This window comes from Flavobacterium polysaccharolyticum (assembly GCF_038739875.1).
GTDB lineage: Bacteria > Bacteroidota > Bacteroidia > Flavobacteriales > Flavobacteriaceae > Flavobacterium > Flavobacterium polysaccharolyticum.
This window is the reverse complement of the sequence record NZ_JBCGDP010000007.1, coordinates 160741-178716: the sequence shown is the minus strand read 5'-3', so window position 1 is coordinate 178716 and position 17976 is coordinate 160741. Positions and strand designations below refer to the sequence as shown.

17 protein-coding genes are annotated in these 17976 nt (G+C 35.1%); 15 read left to right on the top strand and 2 right to left on the bottom strand.

Going from position 1 to position 17976, the window contains the following annotated elements:
* Positions 1 to 106: 106 nt before the first annotated feature.
* From WFZ86_RS09160 to WFZ86_RS09140, 5 genes are all read left to right on the top strand, one after another.
* Positions 107 to 628, top strand: coding sequence for a YceI family protein (locus WFZ86_RS09160; protein WP_342691657.1), 522 nt, complete (start codon positions 107 to 109; stop codon positions 626 to 628).
* Between the two features lie 91 nt (positions 629 to 719).
* Positions 720 to 1319, top strand: a complete 600-nt coding sequence (locus tag WFZ86_RS09155) for a TetR/AcrR family transcriptional regulator (RefSeq protein WP_342691656.1) — start codon at positions 720 to 722, stop codon at positions 1317 to 1319.
* Between the two features lie 35 nt (positions 1320 to 1354).
* A complete protein-coding gene (locus WFZ86_RS09150) occupies positions 1355 to 2698 on the top strand; it encodes a TolC family protein (protein WP_342691655.1) in 1344 nt (447 codons plus the stop codon).
* Positions 2699 to 2701: 3 nt separating this feature from the next.
* Entirely contained in the window at positions 2702 to 3769 is a 1068-nt protein-coding gene (locus WFZ86_RS09145; RefSeq protein ID WP_342691654.1) for an efflux RND transporter periplasmic adaptor subunit, read from the top strand.
* Positions 3770 to 3798: 29 nt separating this feature from the next.
* Positions 3799 to 6975, top strand: coding sequence for an efflux RND transporter permease subunit (locus WFZ86_RS09140; protein WP_342691653.1), 3177 nt, complete (start codon positions 3799 to 3801; stop codon positions 6973 to 6975).
* Positions 6976 to 7054: 79 nt separating this feature from the next.
* Here the strand turns inward: WFZ86_RS09140 and WFZ86_RS09135 are convergent, their stop codons facing one another.
* The gene (locus WFZ86_RS09135) at positions 7055 to 7402 is read right to left on the bottom strand and encodes a toxin-antitoxin system YwqK family antitoxin (RefSeq protein ID WP_342691652.1); all 348 of its coding nucleotides are present in this window, start codon (positions 7400 to 7402) and stop codon (positions 7055 to 7057) included.
* A 179-nt stretch (positions 7403 to 7581) separates the two neighbouring features.
* Complete coding sequence (locus WFZ86_RS09130) at positions 7582 to 8586, bottom strand: TlpA family protein disulfide reductase (RefSeq protein WP_342691651.1); 1005 nt, start codon at positions 8584 to 8586, stop codon at positions 7582 to 7584.
* Between the two features lie 152 nt (positions 8587 to 8738).
* Here WFZ86_RS09130 and aspS point away from each other — a divergent pair, with 152 nt between their 5' ends.
* The 10 genes from aspS to nuoH all read left to right on the top strand — a co-directional run bounded on the left by aspS (position 8739) and on the right by nuoH (position 17906).
* A complete protein-coding gene (gene aspS, locus WFZ86_RS09125; protein WP_342691650.1) occupies positions 8739 to 10490 on the top strand; it encodes an aspartate--tRNA ligase in 1752 nt (583 codons plus the stop codon).
* Positions 10491 to 10602: 112 nt separating this feature from the next.
* Positions 10603 to 10797: a cold-shock protein gene (locus WFZ86_RS09120; protein WP_064715353.1), complete on the top strand. Its 195-nt coding sequence runs from the start codon at positions 10603 to 10605 to the stop codon at positions 10795 to 10797.
* A gap of 232 nt (positions 10798 to 11029) precedes the next feature.
* On the top strand, positions 11030 to 11395 hold the full coding sequence (locus WFZ86_RS09115) for an NADH-quinone oxidoreductase subunit A (protein WP_342691649.1): 366 nt from the start codon (positions 11030 to 11032) through the stop codon (positions 11393 to 11395).
* Positions 11396 to 11430: 35 nt separating this feature from the next.
* Complete coding sequence (locus WFZ86_RS09110) at positions 11431 to 11979, top strand: NADH-quinone oxidoreductase subunit B (protein ID WP_298298660.1); 549 nt, start codon at positions 11431 to 11433, stop codon at positions 11977 to 11979.
* Positions 11980 to 11982: 3 nt separating this feature from the next.
* A complete protein-coding gene (locus tag WFZ86_RS09105; protein WP_298298591.1) occupies positions 11983 to 12504 on the top strand; it encodes an NADH-quinone oxidoreductase subunit C in 522 nt (173 codons plus the stop codon).
* Positions 12505 to 12536: 32 nt separating this feature from the next.
* Entirely contained in the window at positions 12537 to 13775 is a 1239-nt protein-coding gene (locus WFZ86_RS09100; RefSeq protein WP_342691648.1) for an NADH-quinone oxidoreductase subunit D, read from the top strand.
* An 81-nt stretch (positions 13776 to 13856) separates the two neighbouring features.
* Entirely contained in the window at positions 13857 to 14387 is a 531-nt protein-coding gene (locus tag WFZ86_RS09095; RefSeq protein ID WP_342691647.1) for a complex I 24 kDa subunit family protein, read from the top strand.
* 1 nt (position 14388) lies between these two features.
* Positions 14389 to 15756 (top strand): NADH-quinone oxidoreductase subunit NuoF, encoded by a 1368-nt coding sequence (gene nuoF / locus WFZ86_RS09090; protein WP_342691646.1) that lies wholly within the window; start codon positions 14389 to 14391, stop codon positions 15754 to 15756.
* Positions 15757 to 15808: 52 nt separating this feature from the next.
* Complete coding sequence (locus tag WFZ86_RS09085) at positions 15809 to 16861, top strand: NADH-quinone oxidoreductase subunit G (protein ID WP_159688405.1); 1053 nt, start codon at positions 15809 to 15811, stop codon at positions 16859 to 16861.
* Entirely contained in the window at positions 16854 to 17906 is a 1053-nt protein-coding gene (nuoH, locus tag WFZ86_RS09080) for an NADH-quinone oxidoreductase subunit NuoH (RefSeq protein WP_342691645.1), read from the top strand. The genes WFZ86_RS09085 and nuoH overlap by 8 nt, the downstream gene beginning before the upstream one ends.
* Positions 17907 to 17976 lie beyond the last annotated feature (70 nt).

The window sequence follows — 17976 nt, the reverse complement described above, 5'->3', positions numbered from 1 at the left end:
TTGGTATCTAAAGTTTCCTTCCTATATTTGCCTCGTCAAAATGTCAAATCATTTGTCTAAATACCAAAACAATAAAATTTCCAAAAACTAATTAAACCATACCCTCATGAATCCAAAATGGTCCATCAATTCTAATCAATCCGACGTTTTGATAGAAGCAAGACATTCAGTTATAGCCTATTTGGGTGGAAACACAAATTCCTTCAGTGGGTATGTAGTCATGGATCAAGATGTCATAGAAGATGCAGCAGTAGAATTTTCATTGGATGCAAATAACAACTACAACAAGATGGAGCAAATAGATTCTCATACCAAATTAAGCGACTTTTTTGATGTAGAAGCCCATCCTATCATTCGATTCAAATCGACTTCTTTTCAAAAAGTAAATAAAAACATCAATTTCATAAAAGGAGATTTGACTATAAAAGATGTAACCAAAACACTAGAATTAGACACCGAATTTATTGGAATCCATAATTATGACGGTCATCAAAAAGCTTCATTAGAGGTTACAGCTAAAATAAAACGAAGTGATTTTGATCTTTGGTACAATAGCAATTATCAACACGGCGGAATTTCTATTGGCCAAGACATCAAATTGGTTGCCAATTTAGAATTTGAAATATAAAAAATTGAAAATCAATATTTTAAATAAAATTTTAAACTTAATTTTGTCTTAATAGACACTAAAAAAATTAGAATAAAAAGTTATAGTACTTATGAAAGAAAAAATAATGGCTAAAGCAACTGAACTGTTTTTGAAACTTGGTTTCAAGAGCATCACCATGGATGATATAGCCGGAGAAATGTGTATTTCAAAAAAAACTATTTATAAATATTTCTGCAACAAAGAGGTACTAATCGAAGAAAGTACTGAAGTAATGCACAAAGAAGTACATCAAAGTATTGATGCCATTGTACAACAAGACTTCAACGCCATTCAGGAAAATTTTGAAATCCGAAAAATGTTTAAAGAGATGTTCAATGCTGGCGACACTTCACCGATGTATCAATTAAAGAAACATTACCCAGAAATCTATAATAAGCTCGTTGATAGAGAAGTTAATGAGTGCAATACCGTTTTTAAACAAAATATCGAAAAAGGAATCAGAGAAGGATTGTACCGATCCGATATACCCCAAGATACCTATGTAAAATTCTATTATACGCTAGTCTTTGAAATCAACGGAAATACAATTTCTGAAAAAGAAGCTCAACAGCTAGAATTAGAAGCACTTGAATATCACATTAGAGCTATGGCCACATTAGCAGGAATTATCGAACTAGAAAAACAACTGGAAAATCACTCCATCATATAATCATTCATCAAAACGTTTCAAACAAATTTTAACCTATGAAATACCCACTTTCAATACTCACAGTCTTTTTACTTGTGATAAATCTTCAAGCACAAGAAGTAAAGAAGCTTACTTTAAAAGATGCATTAGTTTATGCTTTAGAAAATAAAGCTGATGCAAAAAAAGCAAAATTAAAAGTCGAAAATAGTGAATACCAAATTCAAGAAGTTCGCTCAAGAGCATTACCTCAGATTACTGCCAACGGAAGTTTAACTTACAATCCGGTGTTACAAACAAGTGTAATTGATGGTAGTGCGTTTGGACAACCTGGCACCGCTATTCAAGTAGCTTTTGGACAAAAATGGAATTCTGTAGGTGGAGTTACTTTAACCCAAGCTCTTTTTGATCAATCCGTTTTTACAGGTTTACAAGCCGCTAAATCAACTAGAGAGTTTTATCAAATCAACGATAAATTAACCGAAGAACAAGTAATCGAAGGGGTAGCAAATAACTACTACCAAATCTATGTGTTACGCGAAAAACTAACGCTTTTAGAAAACACATTCAAGATCACTGAAAAAGTACGTGATATCGTAAAAGGACAGTTCGAAAATGGTTTGGCTAAAAAAATTGATTTAGACCGAATGAATGTGAGAGTGACTAACGTAACTACTCAAAAACAACAAATTGTAAACCTATTGCAATTACAAGAAAATGCATTAAAATTCTATATCGGAATGCCAATAGAGACCAAAATCGAATTCCCAAATACAGAATTTGAAATGACTCCATTGGCCCTTTCAGAAGCACCAAACGCAAATACAAGAACGGAGTTTTTGTTGTTAAAAAAACAAGAAGAGCTTTTAAACTATCAGAAAAAAGCAGCCATAGCGAACTACTATCCTACTTTATCATTGGCGGCTAATTATAGCTTCATCGGTCAAGGTCCAGAGATGCCTTGGTTCAAAAAACCTGCCGATGGTGTATATTGGTCTGATTTCTCTTCTGTGGCATTAAATTTAAGAGTACCCATCTTTACTGGATTCGGAACTCGCGCTAAAGTAAGACAAACAGATGTAGAATTGAGATCAGTTCAAGAAGATATCAAGGATACTCAATTGGCTTTGGATTTAGATTACAAAAATGCGAATACTCAAATTGAAAACAGCATAATCACAATCACAAACCAAAAGGAAAACATGCGTCTTGCTGAGGAAATCCTTAAAAACACGAACAACAATTATTTACAAGGATTGGCATCATTAACGGATTTATTAGATGCTGAAAATGCCGCAACCGAAGCACAAAACAACTATACCGCAGCAATTTTAGATTACAAATTAGCAGAAATAAAACTAGTAAAATCAAAAGGAGAACTAAAATCATTAATAAATAACTAAACTATGAAAAAAAATATAGTAACCATCATAATTATCTTGGGAGCATTAGGCTTAATTGGCTACATCTTAATGAAGAACAAAGAGTCCAATGCCGAAAAAATTGCCGTAGTCGCTGAGAAAAACGCAAGTATTTCTGTAAAAGTTGCCCAAGTAAAAACAGAAGAAGTTTCTTTGGATTTTGTAGCCAATGGAAATTTTGAACCCACTCAAGAATTAACCTTTTCAGCGGAACACTCAGGAAAAGTAATTAAAGTATTAGCCAAAGAAGGAGATCGAGTGAGTGTAGGACAAACTTTAGCAATAGTAAGAGGAGATGTAATTAATGTAAATGCACAAGCAGCCGAAGCAGCATACATGAACGCCAAATCTGATTACAACCGTTTTGACAATGCCTTCAAAACTGGCGGTGTTACTAAACAACAATTAGATCAAGCTAAATTAGCACTTACAAATGCTGAAGCTAATTATAAGCAAGCCAAAATCAATGTTGGCGATACCAGAATAAAAGCACCAATCAACGGAATCATCAATAAAAAATATATTGAACCAGGTTCTATGCTTTCGGCTATGCCAGCCACCGCTTTGTTTGACATTGTAAACGTTAGCAAACTAAAACTAAAAGTAACCGTTAGCGAAGGACAAGTGGCTAGCTTAAGAGTAGGCAATACCATTGCTGTAAAAACCAGCGTATTTCCAGACAAAGAATTTAGCGGAAGAATCACCTTTGTAGCAGCAAAAGCTGACAGCAATTTAAATTTTCCTATTGAAATCGAAATTGCAAACAATGCCAATAATGACATAAAAGCTGGAATGTATGGTACCGCTTTATTTAAATCCGCTCAACAAAAACAAACTATGACTATTGTTCCTAGAACTGCTTTTGTAGGAAGTGTAAGCAGTAATCAAATATTTACAGTAGAAAACGGATTTGCAAAACTAAAAACAGTAACTGCTGGAAGAATTTTAGGTGACAAAGTAGAAATCTTAAACGGTTTGACTAATGGTGAAACAGTTATTACTACAGGTCAAATTAATTTGCAAGACGGTAATTCAGTAGAAATTATTAAATAATTGATTGTAAAGATCAACAACCACTATATATGAAATTAGCAGAAATATCCATAAAACGTCCGTCGTTAGTGATTGTATTGTTTACAATCCTGATTCTTGGTGGACTATTCAGTTACAGCCAATTGGGCTACGAATTGATACCAAAATTTGAAACCAACGTAATCACGGTTTCTACAGTTTACCCTGGAGCTTCTCCAAGTGAGGTAGAAAACACCGTGACCAAAAAAGTCGAAGACGCTATTGCTTCACTTGAGAACATCAAGAAAATTGATTCTAAATCGTATGAAAGTCTTTCGATTGTATCCATTACATTAACATCTAATGCTGATGTTGACATTTCGATGAACGACGCGCAACGAAAAATCAATGCCGTGTTGAGCGACTTGCCAGACGATGCTGACCCACCATCCTTGACTAAATTCTCTTTGAGTGATTTGCCCATTATGACATTGGGGGCCAATGGGAAAATGGACGAAGCTGCATTTTATGATTTAATTGACAAAAAAATCGCACCTGTATTATCGCGTGTAGAAGGTGTAGCACAAGTAAACATCATTGGAGGTCAAGAACGTGAAATACAAGTTAACCTAGACGCAGTAAAAATGCAAGGCTACAATTTGTCCGTACCACAAGTACAACAAATGATTTTATCGTCTAATCTAGATTTTCCTACTGGAAACATTCAAACGCGTGAGCAAAAAATATTAATCCGTTTAGCGGGTAAATACAAAAATGTTGAGGAATTAAGAAATCTTGTTATCTCTTCTCAAAACGGCATTCAAATTCGTTTAAAAGATATTGCTGATGTGCAAGACACTCAAAAAATTGCCGAAAAAGTAGCTCGTGTAGATCAAAAGAGCGCTATCGTTCTTCAAATCGTAAAACAATCCGATGCGAATGCAGTAGCAGTTAGCGAATTACTGGTAAAAACAATTCAAAAATTAGAAAACGATTACAAAAGCAATGAACTAAAATTATCCATTGCAAAAGATAGTACTGTATTTACATTAGAAGCAGCAGATTCTGTGATTCACGATTTATTGATTGCAGTAATCTTGGTAGCCTTAGTAATGTTGTTCTTCTTACACAGTGTAAGAAACTCATTGATTGTAATGGTTTCTATCCCTGCATCCTTAATTGCAACGTTCATTGGTATCTATCTTTTAGGCTATACTTTAAACTTGATGAGTTTATTAGGTTTATCCCTTGTAGTAGGTATTCTGGTCGACGATGCCATTGTGGTGCTCGAGAATATTTATAGGCACATGGAAATGGGTAAAAACCGTGTTCGTGCTGCATTCGATGGAACTGCTGAAATTGGAGGAACCGTTACTTCAATTACCTTAGTTATTGTGGTTGTGTTTTTACCAATTGCCATGAGTACTGGTTTGGTATCAAACATTATTACGCAATTCTGTATGACGGTAGTTATTTCTACTTTATTATCCCTTTTGGCTTCGTTCACCATTATTCCATGGTTGTCTTCAAGATTCGGAAAATTAGAGCATATCGAAGGGAATAATCTATTCGGAAAAATGATTTTAGCTTTCGAAAGCATGCTTTCACGATTCACCCATTGGGTAACTGGAATTTTAGAGTGGTGTTTGGATCATTATTTCAAAACCATTGGGGTAGTTTTAATTTTATTCTTTGCTTCTACTATTGGATTATTAGGTGGTGGTTTTATTGGTGGGGAGTTTTTTGCTTCATCAGATAGTGGGGAGTTTTTGGTACAAATAGAAATGCCAAAAGATGCTTCGCTAGAACAAACGAACTTTATGACTCAAAAAGCCGAAGCGTATTTGAAAAAACAAGAATATGTAAAATCTCAAATTACAACCGTTGGGCAAACGTCTGAAGGGATGGGAGCTTCTCAAGCTACAGCTTACAAAGCAGAAATTGACGTAAAAATGATTGATCAAAAAGATCGTAAAGATGATGCCTCAGTTTATGCTGCAAAAATCAAACGCCAATTAGAAAAAGTCTTAGTAGGTTCAAAAGTTAAAACAGTACCTGTGGGTATTTTAGGAACTGCTGAAGATGCAAAACTTGGACTTATCGTTACAGGATCGAATGTAGAAAGTGCCATGAAATTTGCTAAACTAGCAGAAGCCGAATTAAGAAAAATTCCTGGAACCACAGAAATAAAATTAACAGTTGAAGATGGAAATCCTGAAATCAACGTTAAAGTAGACCGTGATAAAATGGCTGCTTTGGGATTGACATTACAAACTGTTGGTTTAACCATGCAAACAGCTTACAGCGGAAATACTGATGGTAAATTCAGAGCAGGAGAATATGAATATGACATCAACATCAAATACAATGCTTTCGACAGAAAAGACATTACTGATGTAAGTAATCTAATCTTTGTAAACAGTGCTGGTCAACAAATCAAATTATCACAATTTGCTACCATTACAGAAGGTTCGGGACCAAGTCAATTAGAACGTAGAGATAAAACTGCATCTGTGACTGTTCAAGGGCAAAACGTAGGAGTTCCTGCAGGAACCATCGTAACACAATGGCAAGAAAAATTAGATAAATTAGAAAAACCAGTTGGAGTAAATTACATTTGGGGTGGAGATCAAGAAAACCAAAGTGAAGGTTTTGGAACCTTAGGAATTGCTTTACTAGCTGCTATTATTTTGGTTTATTTAGTAATGGTAGGTTTGTATGATAGTTTTGTCCATCCATTTGTAGTACTATTTGCAATCCCACTATCGTTTATCGGAGCTATGCTAGCTTTAGCCTTGACCAATAACTCCTTGAATATTTTCACCATTTTGGGTATCATCATGTTGATTGGTTTGGTTTGTAAAAATGCGATTATGCTTGTCGATTACACCAACCAAAGAAGAGCCGCTGGCGAAACCATTCGTACAGCATTGATACAAGCAAATCATGCACGTTTACGTCCTATCTTGATGACTACTATTGCGATGGTTTTTGGTATGTTCCCAATTGCATTAGCATCAGGAGCAGGTGCCGAATGGAAAAATGGTTTAGCTTGGGTTATTATTGGTGGATTGATCAGTTCGTTGTTCTTAACTTTGATTATTGTACCAGTGATTTATGAAATCATGGAAAAAATCATCCATAAGTTTAGTAAAGAAGAGAAAACGGATTATGAAGCTTTAATAACAGAAGATTATGTGCATACGGAATTGAGCGAAGATGGTTTCAATCCAAAGCATACCCTTTAATTTTTGAATATTTGTTTTGTTTAACAAAAAGGCCGTCTAATTTGATTAGACGGCCTTTTTAATTAACTAAAAAAAGAAATTAATTTTTTACTGCAACAGCTTCTTGTTTCCAAGTTTTAACCATTGCGATAGCATTATTAGAATAATCTACTTCGCTTAAGTTTACTTCTTTCCAAAAAAACCATTTGCCTACTTTTGCTCCGTCTTTATAAAATCCAGATGCTTTTTTGGTTCCATCTTCATTGTAAGCTACCCAGTATCCTTCTAGTTTACCGTTTTCAAAATAACCTTCTTGTTGTACTTGTCCGTTATCATAGAAATAAGTAGCTTTTACTTTTTTTCCAAAAGGCTCTAAAACTGGTTTAGAATCTTGTGCATATATCATTCCTGAGAACACCAATGCTACTGCTATTAAATATCTTTTCATATCGTTAGTTTTTAATGATTTATATCTTTCTTTTACCAAAATTATGAAATACTTTACATTTAAAAAACTTTTTGATAACAATTTCGTAACATTGAGTAAAAACTTAACATTGGAAAAACTTGAAAACAAAAAAATCAGCCGTAAACAGCTGATTTATATAAGATTGTTATAAAAAATGATTAATTAAGCAAAGAATCTAATAATGTAGGTAATTCTGCAGAAGAAGGTCTTGGAGCATCAGCTTTTACAATATTTCCTTTTGGATCTACCAATATAAATCTTGGAATTCCAGTAATTTTATAATCCTGTACAAACTTAGAATTCCAATCATTATCAGCAAAAACCTGAACACCACCCAATTCTTTTTCTTTCACCATAGTTCTCCATTTTTCAACATCTTTTACTTTATCAATAGACATACTCAAGAATACGATATTTTTATCATGATATTTCTCTTCAGTCTTTTTGAGAAATGGAATCTCCTGACGACAAGGTCCGCACCAAGTAGCCCAAACATCAATGTACACGTACTTTCCTCTAAAATCCTCTAATTTCGTTTTTCCACCTTTATAATTATCATATTCAAAAGTTGGTGATACGCCGCCATTCATTTTATTACTGTCCATCATTTGCTGATGGTATTCTTTTAATGAAGCTAAATTCATTTCGATACTTTGTTTTTGAAGAGCAACAAATTCAGGATCTAATTTTTTACCTTCCAAACTAGCAATATCAGCTGCTTTTTTTTCTTCAATGCGTTTTGCAAAATTAGCTTCGTCTGCCGCCAATAATGAAGTGTAATCAAATTTAGATTCTGAAACAGTATTTTGGGCCAAGAAATTATTCTCAACTGCTCCTACTCCGCTATAAACTATAGACTCATCAAATTGTTTAGCATCCATTTTTAATTTCAAGTTGAAATTATTCTTCAAATACAATTGTGTGTACTCTTTGCCATCATACAACATATAGAAACCTTTTTCAACAGGAGCACTTCCTTTAAAAAGGCCTTTCTTATCAACTCCAATTTTTAAAAGTTCTTTCCCATTAGTTCTATTCAAAATTCGAATGGTATCACTATTACGATTCGCAATTTCAGCTTGAAGGGTAAAAGCTTCTTTTTTTTGTGCCTGACTTCCGTGTATTCCCAAAGCCAAAAGAGCCACAATACATAGTTTTTTCATAAAGTTGTTTTTTGTGTTAATGCACATCAAACATAGGAGTAAAAATCATTTAAAGTGAAAAATTAACATATTTTTAAAAATGAAAAGGATGTTGCAAACTTTTGGCGTTAATTTAATTTTTGTGTTTACTTTTGCAGTCTAAAATTTGGAACATGTATAGAAGTCATAATTGTGGCGAATTGAACGCCTCACATATTAATCAAGAAGTAACTTTAGCGGGATGGGTACAAAAATCTCGAGATAAAGGATTCATGAATTGGGTCGACCTAAGAGACCGTTACGGAATTACACAATTGATTTTTGACGAAAGCCGTACCGACAAAGCGGTATTTGAATTAGCCAAAACCTTAGGAAGAGAATTTGTAATTCAGGTTAAAGGAACCGTGATTGAACGCGAGGCCAAAAACAACAATATTCCAACTGGAGCCATTGAAATTTTAGTAACAGAACTAAGCATTTTAAATGCTGCACTAACTCCTCCGTTTACTATCGAAGACGAAACCGATGGTGGCGAAGATATCCGAATGAAATATCGTTACTTGGACATTCGAAGAAATCCAGTAAAAAACAGCTTGTTATTCCGTCACAAAGTGGCAATGGAAGTACGCAAATACCTTTCTGATTTAGATTTTTGTGAAGTAGAAACCCCTTACTTGATCAAATCTACTCCAGAAGGCGCCAGAGATTTCGTAGTTCCTTCAAGAATGAATGAAGGACAGTTTTATGCTTTACCACAATCACCACAGACCTTCAAACAATTATTGATGGTGGGTGGAATGGATAAATATTTTCAGATTGTAAAATGTTTCCGTGACGAAGATTTACGTGCTGACAGACAACCTGAGTTTACACAAATAGATTGTGAAATGGCATTTGTAGAACAAGAAGACATTTTAAATGTTTTTGAAGGACTTACACGTCATTTACTAAAAGAATTAAAAGGCATAGAAGTTGACAAATTCCCAAGAATGACGTACGAACATGCTATGAAAACCTACGGAAACGACAAACCAGACATTCGTTTTGGAATGGAGTTTGGAGAATTGAATGCTTTTGCACAACACAAAGAATTCTCCGTTTTCAATTTGGCAGAATTAGTTGTAGGTATTGCTGTTCCAGGTGCAGGCAATTATACTCGTAAAGAAATTGACGCATTAATTGATTGGGTAAAACGTCCACAAGTGGGTGCAAGCGGAATGGTTTATGTAAAATGTAACGAGGACGGTACTTACAAATCATCTGTAGATAAATTTTACGATCAAGACGATTTAACAAATTGGTCAAAAACAACGGGTGCCAAACCAGGAGATATGATTTTTGTATTGTCTGGTCCTGCTAACAAAACAAGAGCGCAACTTTCAGCATTGCGAATGGAATTGGCTACACGTTTAGGATTAAGAAATCCTGCAGAATTTGCACCACTATGGGTAGTTGATTTTCCATTATTAGAATTTGATGAAGAAAGCGGACGCTATCACGCAATGCACCACCCATTTACTTCACCAAAACCAGAAGACTTGCACTTACTAGAAACCAACCCTGGAAAAGTAAGAGCCAATGCTTATGATATGGTTTTGAATGGAAATGAAATTGGAGGAGGTTCTATTCGTATTCACGATAAAGCTACTCAACAATTAATGTTTAAATACTTAGGTTTCACAGAAGAAGAAGCCAAAGCACAATTCGGATTCTTAATGGATGCTTTTCAATTTGGCGCACCTCCTCACGGTGGTTTAGCTTTTGGATTGGATCGATTGGTAGCTATTTTGGGTGGTCAAGAAACCATTCGTGATTTTATTGCCTTCCCAAAAAACAATTCTGGAAGAGACGTAATGATCGACGCTCCATCAACAATTGATGATTCTCAATTAAACGAATTACACATTCAATTAAATTCAAAATAAGACCTGAATAGTCTGTATATCAATATTTTTGAAAAAAAAGTATGACACGAATCATTTTTGTATTATATTAAAGATTACATTTGTCACATTATAAATTATTATTATTATTACAATGCGTACAGGTACAGTTAAATTTTTCAATGAGTCTAAAGGTTACGGATTCATTACAGACGAAGAAACAGGAAAAGACATTTTTGTTCATGCATCAGGAATCAAAGCGGAAGAATTACGCGAAGGTGACCGTGTGAGCTATGAAGAAGAAGAAGGAAGAAAAGGTAAAGTTGCTGCCATGGTAACAGTAATTTAAGCTTAAAAATATCACAGTATTTTTTTGCAAAAAAGTAAAGCGCTTCGAAATTATTCGAAGCGCTTTTTTTTATTTTTAACTCAAAAAAGTACAGCATAATAATTCTTATTTATAATCATTAAAAATTAGATTAGATTAACAAACGTTTAGAAGTGAAATCAGGTATTTAACTTGTGTTTTAAATCCTTGCAACCTATCTTTGTGGCTCGTTTAAGCAAGAAAAAAAACTACTATGCAAACCGAACAAATCAACTTCATTCCAATCTTAATGCAATTGCTTCTCGCAGTAGGATTTGTAGCTGGAATTATTTTTATTTCAGGAAAATTAGGTCCAAAAAGAAATTCTGCCAACAAAGACAAAAACTTCGAGTGCGGGATTGAATCTGTGGGTAACGCTCGAATTCCTTTTTCCGTAAAATACTTTTTGGTTGCCATCCTTTTCGTTTTATTTGATGTTGAAGTTATCTTTTTATACCCTTGGGCCATCAATTTCAAGGAGTTAGGTATCGAAGGTATGATAAAAATGATTATTTTTATGCTTTTGTTACTCGTTGGTTTTTTCTATATAATCAAGAAAAAAGCCCTTGAGTGGGAATAAATACAAGACAATAGAAATTGAATACTATATCAATTATGACAGACTCTAACACAAAAATGGTTGCTCCTCCAGAAGGAGTTGTTGGCGAAGGTTTTTTCGCTACCAAATTGAACGATGTTGTAGGACTAGCTAGAGCCAATTCATTGTGGCCACTACCTTTTGCGACTTCATGTTGCGGTATCGAATTCATGGCAACTATGGCTTCCCACTATGACTTAGCGCGTTTTGGATCAGAAAGGGTAAGTTTTTCTCCAAGACAAGCAGATATGTTGATGGTTATGGGAACTATTTCAAAAAAAATGGGCCCAATTCTACGTCAAGTATACGAACAAATGTCAGAACCAAGGTGGGTAATTGCCGTTGGAGCTTGTGCTTCATCTGGCGGAATATTCGACACCTACTCTGTGCTTCAAGGAATTGACAAAATAATCCCTGTTGATGTTTATGTTCCAGGATGTCCTCCAAGACCAGAACAAATTGTTGAAGGAGTGATGAAATTACAAGAAATTGTAAAAAACGAATCGGTTAGAAGACGAAGCTCTCCAGAATATCAAGAATTATTAGCTTCTTATAATATCAAATAAAAGATGGCATTAGAAACAACCGAAATACAAGAAAAATTAGTAGCTACTTTTGGAACTGCTGTTTTTCAATTCAATCAAGACAGAGACATTTTTTCATTTGAAGTTTCAGCTGATGTAATCACCGCTGTCATTCTTTTCCTAAAAAATGATCCACAATTACGTTTTCACTTCTTAACCGATCTATGCGGTGTTCATTATCCCGACAATGAAGAAGAAAGACAATTTGCTGTAGTGTATCATATGCACAATTGGTACGAAAACAAGCGCATCCGAATCAAAACCTTTTTGAACGGTTCACAACCAGAAGTAAAATCAATAGCTAATATATTTCTTTGTGCCAATTGGATGGAACGTGAGACCTATGATTTCTTCGGAATCAACTTTATTGGTCATCCGCAATTGAAAAGAATTTTGAATATGGACGAGATGGTTTCTTTCCCAATGCGTAAAGAATTCCCAATGGAAGACAGCGGAAGAACAGACAAAGATGACCGATTCTTCGGAAGAACACCTTCGAATTGCTAAAAAAAGAACCTATAATTTTTCACATTAGATAAATGTCAGAACTATTATTACCACCAGAGCATCGCTATGCTAAAATAATCAAAGAGCGTCATAATGAAGACGGAAGTGAACTTTCGATTCTGAATTTAGGACCAACTCACCCAGCTACTCACGGTATTTTTCAAAACATCTTATTGATGGATGGAGAAAAAATATTAGAAGCTGAACCAACCATTGGATACATCCATAGAGCATTCGAAAAAATAGCCGAAAATCGTCCGTTTTATCAAATCACTCCGCTGACAGACCGTATGAACTATTGCTCGTCTCCTATCAACAATTTAGGATGGTGGATGACATTAGAAAAATTATTAGGTGTTGAAGTACCAAAAAGAGCGCAATATCTGAGAGTTATTGTAATGGAATTGGCACGTATTGCCGATCACTTAATTTGTAACTCTATTCTAGGAGTAGATACAGGAGCCTATACAGGTTTCTTGTATGTATTTCAATTCCGTGAAAAAATATATGAAATCTACGAAGAAATTTGTGGAGCTCGTTTAACTACCAATATGGGAAGAATTGGCGGTTTCGAAAGAGACTGGTCGCCAGAGGCTTTCCGTAAACTAGATATCTTCTTAGAAGAATTTCCAGTAGCTTGGAAAGAATTTGAAAACTTATTCGAAAGAAATAGAATCTTTATTGACAGAACTGTAAATGTAGGTGCCATAACTGCTGAAAAAGCTTTAGCTTATGGATTTACTGGTCCAAATTTACGTGCTGCAGGTGTAGATTATGATGTTCGTGTGGCGCAACCTTATTCATCTTACGAAGACTTTGATTTTATTGTACCAGTAGGAAAATCAGGTGATACTTATGACCGTTTTTGTGTACGTAATGCAGAAGTTTGGGAAAGTTTAAGCATTATCAAACAAGCTTTAGCTAAAATGCCAGCTGGAAATGAATACCACGCTGACGTTCCTGAGTATTATTTGCCTCCAAAAGAAGATGTGTACACTACTATGGAATCTTTGATTTATCATTTCAAGATTGTTATGGGTGAAGTTCCAGTTCCTGTTGGAGAAGTATACCATCCGGTTGAAGGAGCTAATGGTGAAATTGGGTTTTATTTAGTATCCGACGGAAGTAGAACCCCATATCGTTTGCATTTCCGTAGGCCTTGTTTTATTTATTATCAAGCCTATCCTGAAATGATTCAAGGCGCTATGCTTTCAGATGCGATAGTAATATTATCAAGTTTAAATGTTATCGCAGGAGAATTAGATGCTTAACGATTTTAAAGCAGTGCTTTTTTAGATTTAAGATTTAAAAAAACTTTGTGACTTTGAGCCTTTGCGGCAAACAATATAAAAATGGAAAGAAAACATTACAATCAAGAAATAAATATGACTGATGCATTGATGGAACGCATCAATGAACTAATCAGTCATTATCCTGAAGACAAAAGAAAATCAGCACTATTGCCTGTTTTGCATGAAGTTCAAGATGCTCATGACAACTGGTTAAGCATTGAACTACAGAATAAAGTAGCTGAAATTCTTCACATCAAACCCATCGAAGTCTATGAAGTGGTTACTTTTTACACCATGTTCAATCAAAGACCAATTGGAAAATATATGTTCGAATTTTGCCAAACTTCGCCTTGTTGTTTAAATGGTGTAGAAAATTTAATGGACTATACTTGTGAGAAACTAGGAGTTAAAGTGGGAGAACCCACAGCAGATGGCTTGTTCGAAGTAAGAGGAGTGGAATGCTTAGGAGCTTGTGGCTATGCACCAATGATGCAATTGGGTGATTTCTACAAAGAACATTTGACTGAAGAGAAAATCGATCAAATCATTACTGATTGCCGAGATAATAAAATAATATTACACGATAAATAAGATGTCACAAAAAATATTATTAGACAAAATCAATATTCCAGAAATAAAAACCTACGAAGTCTATCGTGCGAATGGTGGCTATGCTTCTGTTGAAAAAGCCTTAAAAACCTTGACTCCTGATGAAGTTGTAGAGGAAGTAAAAACGTCTGGTTTAAGAGGTCGTGGTGGAGCAGGATTCCCAGCGGGTATGAAATGGAGTTTTATTGATAAAAAATCAGGAAAACCACGCCATTTAGTTTGTAATGCTGACGAATCTGAACCAGGAACCTTCAAGGATCGTTTCTTGATGGAATATATTCCGCATTTATTGATTGAAGGTATGATTACTTCTAGTTATGCACTAGGCGCTAATCGTTCTTACATCTATATTCGTGGAGAATACATGTGGGTTTACAAGATTTTAGAAAGAGCCATTGCTGAAGCAAAAGCTGCAGGATGGTTAGGAAAAAATATATTAGGAACAGGTTACGATTTAGAGCTACATGTTCACTGTGGTGGTGGAGCTTATATTTGTGGAGAAGAAACTGCTCTTATTGAATCTTTAGAAGGAAAACGTGGTAATCCACGTATCAAACCACCTTTCCCTGCGGTTTCTGGTCTTTGGGCTAATCCAACCGTAGTTAACAATGTGGAAACTATTGCTGCAGTGCCTTGGATTGTCAACAATTCTGGAGCTGATTATGCTAAAATAGGTGTAGGAAGATCTACAGGAACCAAATTAATCTCCGCTTCTGGACACATCAAAAATCCTGGGGTTTACGAAATAGAACTAGGGTTAAGCGTATACGAATTCATGAATTCTGATGAATATTTAGGAGGAATGAGTTCTGACCGTCCTTTGAAAGCATTTGTACCAGGAGGAAGTTCGGTGCCAATTTTACCAGCTAACTTAATCTACAAAACTGCTGCAGGTGAAGACCGATTGATGACTTATGAGTCATTGAGCGATGGTGGTTTTGCTACGGGGTCTATGTTAGGTTCTGGTGGATTCATTGTGTATAATGACACTAGCTGTATTGTTAGAAACACTTGGAATTTCTCTCGTTTCTATCACCATGAAAGTTGTGGACAATGTACACCTTGTCGTGAAGGTACTGGTTGGTTAGAAAAAGTATTGCACCGTATCGAAAACGGACACGGACGCGAAGAAGATATTGATTTGTTGTTGAGTATTCAGAGTAAAATCGAAGGAAACACTATTTGTCCATTAGGTGATGCGGCTTCATGGCCAGTAGCTGCTGCTATTCGCCATTTTAGAGACGAATTTGAATACCATATTCGTTTCCCAGAAAAAATAAAAAACAGAGATCATTTTGTTGCAGAACCTTTTGAACAGGTTAAGCACTTAGTTGGTAAAGTAACCTTATAGTTAAAAGTTAAAAAATCAAAAAAGTATTTTTTTGACATTAAGACCAAAAAAAATGAAAGTAACAATAGACGGTCAGTCCATAGAAGTAGAACCAGGAACAACCATCCTACAAGCCGCTCGTATGATTGGTGGAGATGTAGTTCCGCCAGCGATGTGTTATTATTCTAAATTAAAAGGGAGCGGTGGTAAATGCCGTTGTTGTTTAGTTGAAGTATCCAAAGGAAGTGAAGCTGACCCAAGACCAATGCCAAAATTAATGGCCTCTTGTGTAACAGGCTGTATGGACGGAATGGAAGTAAACAGTAAATCTTCTGAAAGAGTTACAGAAGCTAGAAAAGCAGTAACGGAGTTTTTACTCATCAACCATCCATTAGATTGCCCAATATGTGACCAAGCAGGAGAATGTGATTTACAGAACTTAAGCTTTGAACACGGGAAATCTCAAACTCGTTATATTGAAGAAAAAAGAACATTTGAACCTGAAAATATTGGTCCAAATATTCAACTACATATGAATCGTTGCATATTGTGCCAAAGATGTGTACAAGTTGCCGACCAACTAACAGACAATCGCGTACACGGTGTATTAGACAGAGGAGATCATGCTAATATCTCAACTTGTATTTCTAAAGCGATTGACAATGAATTCTCAGGAAATATGATTGATGTATGTCCTGTTGGAGCATTGACTGACAAAACCTTCCGTTTCAAATCGAGAGTTTGGTTTAACAAACCTTATAATGCACATAGAGAATGTACTACTCCAGGATGTTGTGGTAAAACTACCGTTTGGATGTTTGGTGGCGAAATTCAACGTGTAACTGGAAGAAAAGACGAGTACCACGAAGTAGAAGAGTTCATTTGTAACACTTGTCGTTTTGATAAGAAAGATGTAAATGATTGGGTAATTGAAGGACCAAGAGTTTTTGAAAAAGATTCTGTTATCAACCAAAACAATTACACCAAAACAGAAAAAGTAATCATCGATACAGAAGAAAATATCTTATTAGGTAGAGCTCAAGACCGTAAAAAAATCAGTATGGCTGAGATTGATTACAATGAAAAAATTGATGGCAACTTAATAGATTCGAACAAAAATGGATAGTACTTTTATAATAGAAAAAAGTGTTGTAATCGTAGTTGTATTTGCAATTACTATGCTTGTGGCTATGTATTCTACATGGGCAGAACGTAAAGTTGCAGCATTTTTACAAGACCGCGTAGGACCAAACAGAGCTGGATGGGGTGGTTTATTTCAACCTTTGGCAGATGGTTTGAAACTTTTTGCTAAAGAAGAATTTGAGCCTAATACGCCAAACCGCTTTTTGTTTTTTGTAGGTCCTGGTATTGCTATGGGAACTGCTTTAATGACAAGTGCTGTTATTCCTTGGGGCGACCGTTTGCATCTTTTTGGAAAAGACATTTTACTACAAGCTACTGATATTAATATTGGCCTTTTATACTTTTTTGGAGTAGTTTCAATTGGGGTATACGGAATCATGATTGGTGGATGGGCTTCTAATAATAAATTCTCATTGATGGGAGCTGTTCGTGCGGCTTCTCAAATGGTATCATACGAGGTGGCTATGGGATTATCAATGATTGCTTTATTGATGATGACAGGAACTTTGAGCCTTAGAGAAATCTCTGAGCAACAAGCAGAAATGAACTGGAATGTGTTTTATCAACCCTTATCGTTCTTAATCTTTTTGATTTGTGCTTTTGCAGAAAGTAATCGTACGCCATTTGACTTACCAGAATGTGAAAGTGAATTGATCGGTGGTTACCATACGGAATATTCTTCTATGAAAATGGGATTCTACTTATTTGCTGAATATGCTAATATGTTTATCTCATCGACTATATTATCTATTTTATTCTTTGGTGGGTATAATTATCCAGGAATGGCGTATGCTGTTGAAAACTGGGGAGTGAATATTGGTAATATTATCGGAATAGTTATTTTATTTGCAAAAATATTCGGATTCATCTTTTTCTATATGTGGGTAAGATGGACGATACCAAGATTTAGATACGACCAATTGATGCACTTAGGTTGGAGAATTTTGATTCCACTTTCGATTATCAATATTATCATTACTGGAATTGTTATTTTGAGAGCAGATATTGCTGCTTATTTAGGATTCTAATTTAATTACGAAGAGCCCTAGCCCTGATAGTAGCGGTATCCTTTTATTTTTTTCTTTAAAAAATAAAAGA